Here is a 12,587-nt window from a genome sequence, read left to right on the forward strand (position 1 = left end):
CATGCGGGCAGAAAGGGGTGAGGCAGGATGTTCATGGGAGAGTACGCCCATAGCATTGATGCGAAAGGACGCATCATCCTGCCGGCGGACTTTCGACAGGAGCTTGGCGTGAGCTTTGTCATCACGAAAGGCCTCGATAGCTGCCTCTTCCTTTACGGCCAGCAGGCATGGGAGGAACTCGCGGCGAAGCTCCGCGCGCTCCCACTCGCCAGGCCGGAAGCGCGTGCGATCGTACGGTTTTTCTTTTCGGGCGCGCGCACGCTTGAATGCGACAAGCAGGGAAGGTTCCTCGTGCCCGCCAATCTCCGCACGTACGCGGGAATCCAGCTTCGCGAAGACGTCGTTTTGACGGGCGCGGACAGCCGTATCGAGGTTTGGAGCCGCGCGCGTTGGAGCGCGTACAGTTCGGAGGTCGAGCCGGACGTCACGGCGATTGCGGCATCGCTGTCGGAGCTTGGGATATGACGGAGACGGCGAGGACGGAATTTCATCACGTCAGCGTCCTGCTGGAAGAAACGGTCGCAGGACTCGTGCGGGATCCCGATGGGATTTACGTTGATTGCACGCTCGGCGGCGGCGGACATTCCCATCGGATTGCCGAGATGCTCACGGAGTGCGGGCGCATTATCGGAATCGATCAGGATGCGGAGGCGATTGCCGCCGCAAAAGAGCGGCTGAAAGACGCGCGCTGCCGCGTCGATGTGGTGCACAGCAATTTCAGCCATCTTGCGTCGGTGCTGGAGCGGGAGGACGCGCCGCTCGTTGACGGTGTCGTCTTTGATCTAGGGGTTTCATCGCATCAGATCGATACGGCAGGGCGCGGTTTCTCCTACATGCACGACGCACCGCTCGACATGCGCATGGATACGGGAAAGAGCTTCTCGGCCTATGCGGTCGTCAACACGTACCGCGAGGAGGAACTGGATCGCATCTTCCACGATTACGGCGAAGAGCGCTGGGGAAGGCGCATCGCGAAGTTCATCGTGAAAGCGCGCGCGGAGAAACCGATCGAGCGTACGGGCGAGCTCGTTGACATCATCTGCAAAGCCGTGCCGAAAGCGGCCAGGCAGTCGGGCGGGCATCCGGCGAAGCGCATCTTTCAGGCAATCCGCATCGAGGTCAACAACGAGCTCGGCATCCTCGCCGAGGCGTTTCAGACGGCGGTGCATCATTTGAAGCCGGGCGGGCGCATCGCGATCATCACATTCCATTCGCTTGAGGACCGCATTGCAAAACAGACCTTGAAAGAACTCGCGCGCGGCTGCATCTGCCCGCCGGAGATTCCCGTCTGCACCTGCCACCATGCGCCGGAGATTCGGCTCATCGGCAAGGCGAAAGCGGCAAGCGCGGAGGAATGCGGACGGAATCCGCGCGCGCGCAGCGCGAAACTGCGGATTGCAGAAAAGCTGCCATAGAAGTTATAATGGATATGGAAGGGGAACGGTTTGATGCTGGCAAGACAGGAAGCATACGCAGATCATGACGAAGCACAGGCAGATGGCATCAACCATACGGGAACCCTGACCGCTGAAGAGGAGCGGGAGCTCCTGCGCGAGACGCCGAAGGAGCCGCTCTTTACGACGGTGCTCAATCGGCCCCTGCGGTCACACTGCCAGACGCTCTTCCTCGTCGTCGCGGCGCTCGCGATGCTCGTCACCGTCTGCAGCGGCATCAGCGCGAGCCGCGGCTATGCGCTCATCGAGGTGCAGCGTGAGGCGGATCGCATCGAACAGGAAAACGAACGGCTCGCGATCGAGATCGCGAAGCTCAAGAACCCGCAGCGGATCAAATCGATTGCGGAAACAGAACTCGGCATGAGCGTGCCGAAAAAGACGTATTTTTCGCATGAAGAAAAATGACCAGGCTCCCCCTTCCGCCAGGGGGAGTATGTCTTTTTCAGAAGCGGGCTTAGGAGGAGATCGCAGTGAAGACATTGAAGCAGCTTGCATCGCTCGTTTCGGGGGCGGAGATTTTGGGAAACGCGGACGAGGCGATTACGGCTCTTGCGCACGATTCGCGCAAAGTACAGGAGGGAACGCTCTTCATCTGCATTCCCGGCGTGCATGTCGACGGACACTCTTTCATTCCGCAGGCAGTTGCCTCCGGCGCACGCGCGATCCTGACGACGCGAAGCGATGTGGCAGTCCCAGACGGCATTTCGGTGCTGCGCGTGCCGAAGCTCGATGCGGCGCTCCAGATCCTCGCACCCGCTTTCTACGACTACCCTGCGCGCTCGATGCGCGTCATCGGCATCACGGGAACGAACGGAAAGACGACGACGAGCTACATCACGCGCGCGATCCTGCGCAAGGCGGGCTATAAGGTCGGCCTTATCGGCACGATTCAGATTCTCATCGAAGAGGAAAAGCACGAGATACACAACACGACGCCCGATGTCGTCGAGCTCCAGTCGACGATTGCCGAGATGCGCGACCGCGGCATGGACTACGTCGTCATGGAGGTCTCTTCCCATGCGCTTGCCGAGAACCGCGTCGCAGGCATCGAGTTTGATACGGCGGTATTCACGAACCTCACGCAGGATCACCTCGACTATCATAAAACGTTTGAAAACTATCGGCTTGCGAAGGCGAGACTATTTGATCTCGTCGCGAGGAAAGGCAGAAAAGACGGCAAGACGGCAATCGCCAATCTCGACGATCCGTCCTCGCGCGTCATGCTCGCGCACGCCGACTGTCCGCATCTGACGTATGCGGTCGAGGAGGATGGCGATCTCATCGCAAAGAATATACACGTACACGAGGATGGCTCGGAATTCACGCTGGTGCACAAAGACCTCGGCACGATGACGCTCTCGATGCACGTCACGGGACTTTTCAATGTCTACAACGTCATGGCGGCGACGTGCGCGGCGCTCGCGGAACACGTCGCGCCGAAGACGATCCATGCCGCGCTCGAAGCATTCCGCGGCGTGCCCGGACGTTTTGAACTCGTGCGGGCGGGGCAGAAATTTCCCGTCATTGTCGACTATGCGCATACGCCGGACGGCGTCGAAAACGTCTTGCACACGGCGCGCAAGATCACGAAGAAGCGGATCATTGCCGTATTCGGCTGCGGCGGCGACCGCGACCGAACGAAGCGGCCCATCATGGGACGCCTCGCGGCAAAGCTTGCCGACGTCGTGCTCGCGACGAGCGACAATCCGCGCACGGAAGACCCAGAGGCGATCCTTCGCGAGGTAGAGGCGGGCGTTCTTGCGTCGATCGGGAAGAAGCCGTATGAAAAGATCGTCGACCGCAAGCATGCGATTTTCCGCGCGATCGAGCTCGCTGAGCCGGGCGATGTCGTCGTCATTCTCGGCAAGGGGCATGAGAACTATCAGATCCTAAAGGATCGGACGATCCATTTCGACGATAAGGAAGCGGCGCGCGAGGCAATCGCGGCGCGCCTTGGCAAGGAGGGCGCATGATGGCGATGTTCTCGTTACAGGATGTGCTGGATGCGACGGGCGCAAAGATCCTGCAGGCGAATGCCGATTCGTTTGCAGGCGTTGTGACCGACACGCGAAAGGTCACGGAAGGCGCGCTCTTCCTCGGCCTCAAAGGGGATCGCTTCAATGGCGAGGATTTTGCGCATGAGGCAGCAAAAAAGGGAGCGGCCGGCATCATCGTATCGAGCACGTGCCCTGCTGACAAGCTTGCCGGGATCCGCGCAACGCTGCTGTGCGTGCCCGACACGCTCGTGGCGTATCAAGGGCTCGCGCACGCGTGGCGCATGCGCTTCACGCTGCCCGTCGTCGCGATCACTGGCTCGAACGGCAAGACGACGACGAAAGATCTTGCAGCAGCGACGCTTTCGCCGCTCGGCCCCATACTCAAGACGCAGGCGAATTTCAACAACGAGGTCGGTCTTCCGTTGACGCTTTTGGGCATACGCGAGAAGCACAAGGCGGCTGTCGTCGAGATCGGCATGCGCGGGCTGCATCAGATCGAGGCGATGGCGCCGATTGCCGCACCGTCGGTCGGGATCGTGACGAACGTTGGTGAGACGCACATGGAACTCCTCGGCTCGATCGAAAACATCGCGCGCGCGAAAGCGGAGCTCGTCGAAGCGATTCCTTCGGGGGGCACCGTCATACTCAATGCAGACAACGAATACGTTGCTGCCATGCGCGATAAGGCGCGCGAAGGCGTGCGCGTGCTGACGTTCGGCATCACGCACGATGCCGATATACGCGCACGCGACATCGTGACGCGCGCGATGAGCGCGACGCGCTTTACCGTGGACTACGCAGGCGGCGCCCATGCCTTTTTGATGCCGATGCTCGGCCATCACAACGTCTACAATGCGCTTGCCGCGATTGCGGCAAGCCACGCGCTCGGCGTCGATCCAGAGGCGGCGTCGGACGGGCTGCGTCATTTTGAAGCGACGAAGATGCGCTTTGAGACGGAAGATCTCGGCGACTGGCACATCGTGAACGATGCGTACAATGCAAGCCCCATGTCGATGCAGGCGGCGATACAGACGCTTGCAGGCATCGTGCCTGGCCGCAAGATCGCCGTCATGGGCGATATGCTCGAACTCGGGAGTATCTCTGAGAGCGCCCACCGCAAGGTCGGGCAGGAGCTGGCGCTCTACGGCTTCGATGCCGTCGTGACGCGCGGCGCAATGGGGGCGTTCATCGCGGATGGTGCAGAAGCGGGGGGCATCCGGCAGGTCTACCGCTGCGCGTCGCACGAAGAGGCGGCGGATCGCCTGCACGCAATCCTGCAGCCGGGCGACACGATCCTGTTCAAGGGCTCGCGCGGCATGGCCATGGAGAAAATCATTCACTTGCTATAATCTTGCTATAATTTGGAGACAATACATTGAATCAGTTGATTACGGCGGCAGCGGTTGCGGCAGGACTCGTCCTCATCGCAGGCCCGTTTTTGATCCCCGCGCTCCACAAGCTGAAATTCGGCCAGAGCATTCGCGAGGAGGGACCGAAGAGCCATCAGGCAAAGAGCGGCACGCCGACGATGGGCGGGCTCATGATCATTCCCGCGATCACCGTGGCAACGCTCGTGGCAGCACCGCATTCGGCAGAGGTGCTGCTCGCGCTGTTCATCATGCTCGGACACTTTGCGCTCGGCTTTCTTGACGACTACATCAAGGTAGTCAAAAAGCGCAATCTTGGGCTGAAGGCGCGGCAGAAGCTCCTCGGACAGACCGCCATCGCCATCGTCACGATGGCGATCGGCACGAAGTGCCTCGGCATCGATACGACGGTATGGGTGCCGGTCCTCGATACGGCGATCAATATTGGCTGGGGCTATTTCGCACTCGTGCTCTTCGTGCTCGTCGGCACGTCGAACGCGGTCAACCTGACGGATGGGCTCGATGGCCTCGCGTCGGGCGCGGTTGCGATCGCGATGAGCTCCTACGCCGTCATCTGCGTGCGAACGGGGCATGATGGCCTCGCACTCTTCTGTGCTGCTACGGTCTCTGCCTGCATCGCATTTTTGCGCTTCAACCTGCACCCTGCCAAGGTATTCATGGGCGACACAGGCTCGCTCGCACTCGGCGGCGCCGTCGCGGCGGCGGGCATCCTGACGCATACGGAAGTGCTGCTCGCCATCGTTGGATTCGTATTCGTCTGCGAGGCGCTATCGGTCATCATTCAGGTCATTTCGTTCAAGACGACGGGAAAGCGCGTCTTTCGCATGAGTCCGATTCATCATCATTTCGAGCTCGGCGGATGGAAGGAGACAAAGGTCGTTCTCGTCTTTTGGTGCGCAGGGCTCATCGCGAGCGTCATCGCGCTTTCGATGCTCTGATCTTGCGGAGGAATGGGTATGGATTTGCACGATAAAAAGGTACTCGTCGTAGGCGCCGGAATCAGCGGATTTGCAGCGGCAAGGATCGCAAGGCACCTCGGCGCCGCAGTCACGCTCAGCGACGCGAAGCGGGAAGGGGAGATCAAGGAAGACGTTGCGCCGCTTCGAGAGGCAGGCGTTGCGCTCGTGTTCGGACCGCAGGGCGAACGCCTTTTGGACGGCGTCGCACTCGTCATCGTCTCGCCGGCCGTCCCCGTCCGCATCCCGCTCATCCAGGCAGCGTACCAGAAGGGGATCCGCGTCATTTCCGAAGTCGAGCTCGCATACGATCTCGCACAGTCGCCATTCGTCGCGATAACGGGAACGAACGGAAAGACGACGACGACGACGCTCACGCATCTCCTCCTAAAGACGCGTTACAAAAACGCGGGACTCGGCGGCAACATCGGCATTCCGCTCTCGGAAGCCGCGCTTGCGGTCGGTGCGGGCGGTGTGATCGCAGCGGAGATTTCAAGCTACCAAATGGAGGCGACGGAGCACTTCCATCCGCACGTCGCGGCGGAGCTGAACGTGACGCCTGACCACATCGTGCGCCACGGCTCAATGGAAGTCTATCAAAAGATGAAGGAGCGCCTCTTTGCCGAGCAGACGGCGGACGACTTCCTCGTGCTCAACTACGACGATGAAAGGACGCGCGGCATGAAGGATCGCGCGAAGTCGCGCGTCTGCTATTTCAGCCGGAAAGAAGCGCTCGAAGCGGGTGCGTTCCTGCGCAATGACGTGCTCACGATCCGCTGGGATGGAGCCGAGTGCGCGCTATGCCACGTAAAGGAACTCGGCATCAAGGGCGCGCACAACGTCGAAAATGCGCTCGCGGCGGTTTCGTGCGCGTTCCTTGCAGGTGCGGATCCCGCGAGGATGGTCCCCGTGCTGAAATCGTTCCGCGGCGTTGAGCATCGCATCGAATACGTCACGGAGATTGCGGGCGTCGCCTACTATAACGATTCGAAGGCGACGAATACGGACTCGGCGATCAAGGCACTCGAGACCTTTGACGAAGGCATCGTGCTCATCGCGGGCGGCGATGACAAGATGACCGATCTCACGGATTTTATGGCACTCGTGCGCGCGCGCGTCCGCGAGCTCATTCTGATCGGTGCGGCGGCGAAGCGCTTTTGCGAGGCGGCGATTGCGGCGGGCATCGAAGAGGCGCATATCCACGAGGCGGGCTACTCGATGGAAAAGGCGGTTGCGCTCGCACATGAGCTCGCGAAGCCGTCGGAAGTCGTGCTGCTTTCCCCCGCGTGCGCAAGCTTTGACATGTACGATGGCATGGCGCAGCGCGGCAGGCACTTCAAGAAGCTCGTCCACCGGTACGAAAATAAGGAATAAGGGAGAATCCAGATTGAATATCATCGTTTCAGGCGGCGGCACAGGCGGCCACATTTATCCCGCTATTACCATCATCCGTGCGATTGAGTGCAAGGTGAAGGGCGCGAAGTTCCTTTACGTCGGCACGCGCCGCGGGCTCGAAGCGGACATTATCCCGAAGGAGGGACTGCCGTTTGCGACGGTTGACATTCGCGGGTTTGAACGGCATCTGACACCGATGAACCTCCTGCGCGCGGGAAAGGCGATGGCAGGCACGGTTCGCGCGATGAAGATCGTCAAGGATTTTCGGCCTGACATCGTGATCGGCACCGGCGGCTACGTATGCGGTCCGATCCTGCTCGCGGCGAGCCTCATGCACATCCCGACGCTCATTCAGGAGCAGAACGTCGTGCCGGGCATCACGAACCGTATCTTGTCGAAGGTCGTCACGAAGATCGCCGTCGGTGCGGCAGAGGCGATGCGCCGGTTCCCAAAGGAAAAGACTGTATTTACGGGCAATCCGATCCGCAGCGAGGTCATGACCGCACGGCGCGGGCTCGGCGCCAGGGAATTCGGGCTGGATCCCGAGAAGCTGACCGTGCTCGTCTCGGGCGGAAGCCGCGGCGCACGTGCGATCAACCGTGCGATGATCGGCGTGCTTGCCAATGCGGTGCCCTATCAAATGGTGCAGTTCCTTCACGTGACGGGAAAGGGCGAGTACGAAGACGTCCTTGCGCGCCTTGCGGCGGCGGGCGTCCATCTCGCAGATGTGCCGCATATCAAGGTCGAGCCGTATCTCTACAATATGCCGCAGGCGATGGCGATGGCGGATCTCGCGGTCTTCCGCGCAGGGGCGACGGGACTTGCCGAACTCACGGCGCGCGGCATCCCCGCGATTCTCGTGCCGTATCCGTTCGCGGCGGAAAACCATCAGGAGTACAATGCACGCGCGCTTGAGCGCGCCGGTGCAGCGCGCGTCATACTCGACCGCGATCTTTCGGCGGAGACGCTCTCCGCGCTGCTCGCGGAGCTCCTTTCGGAACACCATAAGCTCGAGGACATGGCTGAGGCGAGCCGCTCGCTCGGCAGGCCGCGGGCGGCAGAGGAAATCGCCGATCTCGCAATCGATCTCGCAAACCGCAGGGAGGCTTGATGTTGAAACACCTAAAAGAGTTAAACCATATCAAGAAGCTGCATTTCGTCGGAATCGGCGGTGCCGGCATGAGCCCGCTCGCCAAGATCATGCTGGAACTCGGCTATGAAGTCACGGGCTCAGACCGCGAAAACTCGTCGATCATCGAGAATCTCGTGCGCCTCGGCGCCAAAGTCTCGCTCGGCGGGCAGAAGGCAGGAAACGTGCGCGGCGCGGATGCGATCGTCGTCTCGACGGCGATCCCCTACGACAACCCTGAGGTGCTCGCGGCGCGCGACCTCGGCATCCCGAAACTGCACCGTTCCGACATCAATGCCGCACTCGTCAATGCATATAAGGGCATCGCCGTTGCAGGCGCGCACGGCAAGACGACGACGACCTCCATGCTCGGCGTCGTGCTCTCGGAGGCGGGCGTATCGCCGACCGTCGTCGTCGGCGGCGAGGTGCCGGATCTCGGCACGAATGCACGGCTCGGAACAGGCGAGTACCTCGTGTCGGAGGCAGATGAGAGCGACGGATCCTTTTTAAAGCTTCGCCCGCATATCGCCGTTGTCACGAATGTGGAAGACGATCATATGGACCACTACGGCACGATGGAAAATATCATCAAGGCGTTTATGAAGTTCATCGAAAACGTCGATAAGGGGACGGGGTGGGCGGTTCTCTGTTCCGACAACGCGAACCTGCGCCATATCGCAGAGCGGATTGATCGCAAGTACATCACCTACGCGATCGATCACGAGGCAGACTACCGTGCGACGCATGTCGTGACGAACGGCACGGGCATCTCGTTTGACGTCGTGCATCAAAAGGAGCGGCTCGGCCACGTCACGCTCAACATCCCCGGACGCCATAACGTGCTCGATGCGCTCGCGTGCATCGTCACGGGACTTTCGATCGGCGTCCCGTTTGAAAAGCTCGCGGCAGGGCTTTCCGTATTCCACGGCGCGAAGCGCCGCTTTGAGACGAAGGGGCGTGTACGCGGCGTCTGGGTCGTCGATGACTACGCACATCACCCGACGGAAATCGCAGCGACGCTCAAGGCGGCAAAGGAGACGAAGCCCCAGCGTCTCATCTGCGCATTCCAGCCGCACCGCTACTCGCGCACGCAGCTTCTCGCCGACGAATTCGGCAAGGCGTTCGCCTCGGCGGATCTCCTCGTCCTCACGGATGTTTACGCGGCAGGCGAGGCGCCGATTCCGGGCGTGAGCGGGCATACGATCGAAGCGGAAGTGCGCCGGCAGAGCGGGCAGGAGATCCACTACGTCGAGCATTGCGAAGACGTGGCAGCAGAGCTCGCCTCTCTCGTGCAGGACGGCGACCTCGTCATCACGATGGGAGCGGGCGATATCTACAAGGCGGGCGAGGCGCTCGTCCGTATGCTGAAAGGGCTGGGATCATGAGTTCAAATAAAATCGTCGTCGTCATGGGCGGAACGTCTTCTGAGGCAGGAATTTCCCGCAAGACGGGTACGGCAATCACGAAAGCACTGCAGGAGAAAGGCTACGATGCCGTACCGATGGAACTCGTGCCGCAGACATTCGCCGCGGATGTCCAAAAGAGCGGCTGCGCCATCGTTTTCAATGCGCTTCACGGCAAGTTCGGCGAAGACGGGCTTCTGCAGGGGACCCTTGAAATGCTTGGCATTCCTTACACGGGGTCGGGCGTGCTCGCCGCTGCCGTTACGATGGACAAGGCAGCATCGAAGCGCGTCTTCATCGCGGAAGGGATCTCGACGCCGCGCTCACGTACGTACTGCCGCTATGAAATGAAGGAGCGCGGGCTCGAAGGCGAGATTGAGAAGGACTTCGGCATCCCCGTCGTCGTCAAGGCGGCATCGCAGGGTTCGAGCATCGGCGTCTACATCGTCGAAACGAAAGAAGCGCTGGCGGATGCACTCAAAGCGGCATTCGCCTACGGCGATGCGGTGCTCGTCGAGCAGTTCATCCGCGGCCGCGAGCTCACGGTTGCCGTATGGGGGGATGCGGAAATACAGGAGGCGTTCCCGATCATCGAGATCACGACCGCTTCGGGGCGCTACGACTACGAGAGCAAGTATACGAAGGGCGCATCGACGCACATCATACCGGCGCCTGTAGGCGATGCGGCGACGAAGAAGATCCAGGCGCTGGCAAAAAGGACATTTGCGGCGTGCGGATGCCGTGGCGTTGCACGCGTCGATATGATGTTTGCCGAGGACGGGACGCCGTACGTCATCGAGGTCAATTCCGTTCCCGGCATGACAGAGCTTTCCCTCGTGCCGGACGCGGCGCGCGCGATGGGAATCGAATTCCCGGAGCTTTGTGAGCGCATCTTGGCACTTGCCGGATTCAAACGATAAGGAGAGCGGAAAAGAGGGGTCGGCATGGAAGAAAAGACGGAAGGGACGGCGCTGCATCGGAGCCCGCGCCGTCTCTTGAAAGGCCTTCTTTTCCTGCTGGCCTGCTCCATCTTGCTTGCCGTTGTCATCTATACGCCGATCTTTACCCTTCAGCGCGTGCAGCTGAATGGCGCGGTGACGCTGACGCCTGAGAGGATCGAGCAAATTGGGCGCATCCATATCGGAGAGCCACTCTTTCGGATCGAGACGCTCACGGTTGCGCAGAACTTAATGCAGGATCTGCGCATCGAGAGCGCTGTCGTAAGACGCCGCCTGCCGGACACGCTCGAAATCGATATTGAGGAGCGCCGTCCTATTGCGACTGTTGCCTGTGACTACGGCTACCTCGATTTTGACCGCACGGGAAAGGCGCTGACAGGCTGCCAGACGATGAAGAGCACGGCGACTATCCCGCTCATCTCGGGCGTTGCCGTTCACGATCTCTACATTGGGGATGACAATACGGACGAGACGATCGCGCAAGTGCTCGATCTCCTGCAGCGTCTCGACGGTGACTCGCTCAGTCAGATTTCGGAGATCAACGTCGCACATCCGAAGGCGGTCGTCGCCTACACGACGAGCGCCGTGCCGATTCGTCTCGGAACGCTTGATCGCCTCGATGTGAAGGCAAAGCTCATGCAGGATTTTCTCGCTGACCTGAAGACGAATCCGCACGCTGTCGAGTACGTCGATTTCAGTTACGAAGCGCCGTTCATACGGTTCCGTGGCCTTTCCGACGCGAGTCCCGTGCGAGAGGATACGGAGGGGAAGAAGAGATACGAATGAAACACATCCATAAGGGAAGCTGGTCGATTGCCTGTGTCTGCCTCGTGCTCGGCTTCATGCTTGCCGTCCAGTTCCGCACGACGCAGGACTTGAAGTCGAACGTGTCGTACCAGCGCATCGAAGAGATATCCGAGCGCCTGCTCCAGACGGAGAAGGAACGCGATAAACTAAAAGAAGAACTCAATCGCATGCAAAAGGGAGAAGAGACGGACACGAGCGACGCGGAACTCAAACTGCGCGCAGGGCTTGCGCCCGTCGAGGGTCCCGGCGTCATCGTGCGTCTCGACGACAGCGCGATGACGTCGAAGGCGGGCGAGAACCCCAACCTTTACGTCATTCACGACGACGACCTGCTGCGCGTCATCAACGAGCTCCGCGCAGCAGGCGCAGAGGCGATATCCGTCAACGGGCAGCGCCTCATCGGCACGTCGGAGATCCGCTGCGCAGGACCGACGCTTTCGGTAAACAACGTTCGCTCCGCCGCGCCTTATGAGATTCATGCGATCGGCGACAAGACGACGCTTGAGAACGCGCTTCGTATGCGCGGTGGCGTCGCAGAGACACTCAAAGTCTGGGGCATACAGCTCGACATCTCCGTTCGCGACTCCGTTTACGTGCCTGCCTACAAGGGGAGCTACAAGCACGAATTCGCGAAGCCGACCGAGGACAAAGACGAGAAGGAGGCAAAATCATGATCCTACCGGTTTTGGGACTCGTTTTGGGCATTTTGCTCGGCATGTTTTTCCCCGTCGTCATTCCCGTCGCGTACGCGAAGCTCTTTTCCGTCGCATTGCTCGCCTCGCTTGACTCCGTCTTCGGCGGCCTTCGCGCGGCAGCGGCGGACCGCTTCACGAATGCCGTCTTCATTACGGGATTCTTCTCGAATGCGCTGCTCGCTGCATTCCTCGTGTTCATCGGCGACCGCCTCGGCATCGATCTTTACTACGTTGCCCTGCTCACATTCGGATTTCGCATCTTCAAGAATCTTGCCGGACTGCGCCGTTATTTCCTTCGCAGCGACTCGCAAAAAGTTGAATAAAATCGCATTTCCTCATGTTTTTTTTCTGCGTGCTATGGAATTTTCGATGAAATAATGGTAAAATTGGATTGGTATGCGATT

13 protein-coding genes are annotated in these 12,587 nt (G+C 60.3%); all 13 read left to right on the plus strand.

Annotated elements, in window-relative coordinates:
* Positions 1-27 precede the first annotated feature (27 nt).
* The 13 genes from mraZ (at position 28) to HMPREF1985_RS06060 (ending at position 12,506) form a co-directional block, all read left to right on the plus strand.
* Complete coding sequence (mraZ, locus tag HMPREF1985_RS06000) at positions 28-465, plus strand: division/cell wall cluster transcriptional repressor MraZ (protein WP_021771633.1); 438 nt, start codon at positions 28-30, stop codon at positions 463-465.
* Entirely contained in the window at positions 462-1,415 is a 954-nt protein-coding gene (gene rsmH, locus HMPREF1985_RS06005; RefSeq protein ID WP_021771634.1) for a 16S rRNA (cytosine(1402)-N(4))-methyltransferase RsmH, read from the plus strand. Before mraZ ends, rsmH begins: the two co-directional genes overlap by 4 nt.
* Positions 1,416-1,448: 33 nt before the next feature.
* The gene (locus HMPREF1985_RS06010; RefSeq protein WP_021771635.1) at positions 1,449-1,859 is read left to right on the plus strand and encodes a cell division protein FtsL; all 411 of its coding nucleotides are present in this window, start codon (positions 1,449-1,451) and stop codon (positions 1,857-1,859) included.
* A 65-nt stretch (positions 1,860-1,924) separates the two neighbouring features.
* A complete protein-coding gene (locus HMPREF1985_RS06015; RefSeq protein ID WP_021771636.1) occupies positions 1,925-3,427 on the plus strand; it encodes a UDP-N-acetylmuramoyl-L-alanyl-D-glutamate--2,6-diaminopimelate ligase in 1,503 nt (500 codons plus the stop codon).
* On the plus strand, positions 3,427-4,800 hold the full coding sequence (gene murF / locus HMPREF1985_RS06020; RefSeq protein ID WP_040637218.1) for a UDP-N-acetylmuramoyl-tripeptide--D-alanyl-D-alanine ligase: 1,374 nt from the start codon (positions 3,427-3,429) through the stop codon (positions 4,798-4,800). Before HMPREF1985_RS06015 ends, murF begins: the two co-directional genes overlap by 1 nt.
* 26 nt (positions 4,801-4,826) lie before the next feature.
* Entirely contained in the window at positions 4,827-5,777 is a 951-nt protein-coding gene (gene mraY / locus HMPREF1985_RS06025) for a phospho-N-acetylmuramoyl-pentapeptide-transferase (protein ID WP_021771638.1), read from the plus strand.
* 18 nt (positions 5,778-5,795) lie between these two features.
* Entirely contained in the window at positions 5,796-7,169 is a 1,374-nt protein-coding gene (gene murD, locus HMPREF1985_RS06030; protein ID WP_040637220.1) for a UDP-N-acetylmuramoyl-L-alanine--D-glutamate ligase, read from the plus strand.
* A gap of 13 nt (positions 7,170-7,182) precedes the next feature.
* Positions 7,183-8,301 (plus strand): undecaprenyldiphospho-muramoylpentapeptide beta-N-acetylglucosaminyltransferase, encoded by a 1,119-nt coding sequence (gene murG, locus HMPREF1985_RS06035; protein ID WP_021771640.1) that lies wholly within the window; start codon positions 7,183-7,185, stop codon positions 8,299-8,301.
* Positions 8,301-9,704 carry a UDP-N-acetylmuramate--L-alanine ligase gene (murC, locus tag HMPREF1985_RS06040; RefSeq protein ID WP_021771641.1) on the plus strand — a complete coding sequence of 468 codons (1,404 nt, stop codon included), beginning with the start codon at positions 8,301-8,303 and terminating at the stop codon, positions 9,702-9,704. Before murG ends, murC begins: the two co-directional genes overlap by 1 nt.
* Positions 9,701-10,642: a D-alanine--D-alanine ligase family protein gene (locus tag HMPREF1985_RS06045; protein WP_021771642.1), complete on the plus strand. Its 942-nt coding sequence runs from the start codon at positions 9,701-9,703 to the stop codon at positions 10,640-10,642. Before murC ends, HMPREF1985_RS06045 begins: the two co-directional genes overlap by 4 nt.
* Before the next feature lie 24 nt (positions 10,643-10,666).
* Positions 10,667-11,467, plus strand: a complete 801-nt coding sequence (locus HMPREF1985_RS06050; RefSeq protein ID WP_021771643.1) for a cell division protein FtsQ/DivIB — start codon at positions 10,667-10,669, stop codon at positions 11,465-11,467.
* Entirely contained in the window at positions 11,464-12,162 is a 699-nt protein-coding gene (locus tag HMPREF1985_RS06055) for a DUF881 domain-containing protein (protein WP_021771644.1), read from the plus strand. The genes HMPREF1985_RS06050 and HMPREF1985_RS06055 overlap by 4 nt, the downstream gene beginning before the upstream one ends.
* Complete coding sequence (locus tag HMPREF1985_RS06060; protein ID WP_021771645.1) at positions 12,159-12,506, plus strand: small basic family protein; 348 nt, start codon at positions 12,159-12,161, stop codon at positions 12,504-12,506. The genes HMPREF1985_RS06055 and HMPREF1985_RS06060 overlap by 4 nt, the downstream gene beginning before the upstream one ends.
* The last annotated feature ends 81 nt before the right edge of the window (positions 12,507-12,587 follow it).

The sequence above is a fragment of the Mitsuokella sp. oral taxon 131 str. W9106 genome (genome assembly GCF_000469545.1).
Classification (GTDB): Bacteria; Bacillota; Negativicutes; order Selenomonadales; family Selenomonadaceae; genus AWVT01.

Bases quoted from the DNA above. Each gene is read 5' to 3' on its own strand.
- mraZ (WP_021771633.1), top strand. From the start codon at position 28: ATGTTCATGGGAGAGTACGCCCATAGCATTGATGCGAAAGGACGCATC.
- rsmH (WP_021771634.1), top strand. From the start codon at position 462: ATGACGGAGACGGCGAGGACGGAATTTCATCACGTCAGCGTCCTGCTG.
- HMPREF1985_RS06010 (WP_021771635.1), top strand. From the start codon at position 1,449: ATGCTGGCAAGACAGGAAGCATACGCAGATCATGACGAAGCACAGGCA.
- murF (WP_040637218.1), top strand. From the start codon at position 3,427: ATGGCGATGTTCTCGTTACAGGATGTGCTGGATGCGACGGGCGCAAAG.
- murD (WP_040637220.1), top strand. From the start codon at position 5,796: ATGGATTTGCACGATAAAAAGGTACTCGTCGTAGGCGCCGGAATCAGC.
- murC (WP_021771641.1), top strand. From the start codon at position 8,301: ATGTTGAAACACCTAAAAGAGTTAAACCATATCAAGAAGCTGCATTTC.
- HMPREF1985_RS06045 (WP_021771642.1), top strand. From the start codon at position 9,701: ATGAGTTCAAATAAAATCGTCGTCGTCATGGGCGGAACGTCTTCTGAG.
- HMPREF1985_RS06050 (WP_021771643.1), top strand. From the start codon at position 10,667: ATGGAAGAAAAGACGGAAGGGACGGCGCTGCATCGGAGCCCGCGCCGT.
- HMPREF1985_RS06055 (WP_021771644.1), top strand. From the start codon at position 11,464: ATGAAACACATCCATAAGGGAAGCTGGTCGATTGCCTGTGTCTGCCTC.
- HMPREF1985_RS06060 (WP_021771645.1), top strand. From the start codon at position 12,159: ATGATCCTACCGGTTTTGGGACTCGTTTTGGGCATTTTGCTCGGCATG.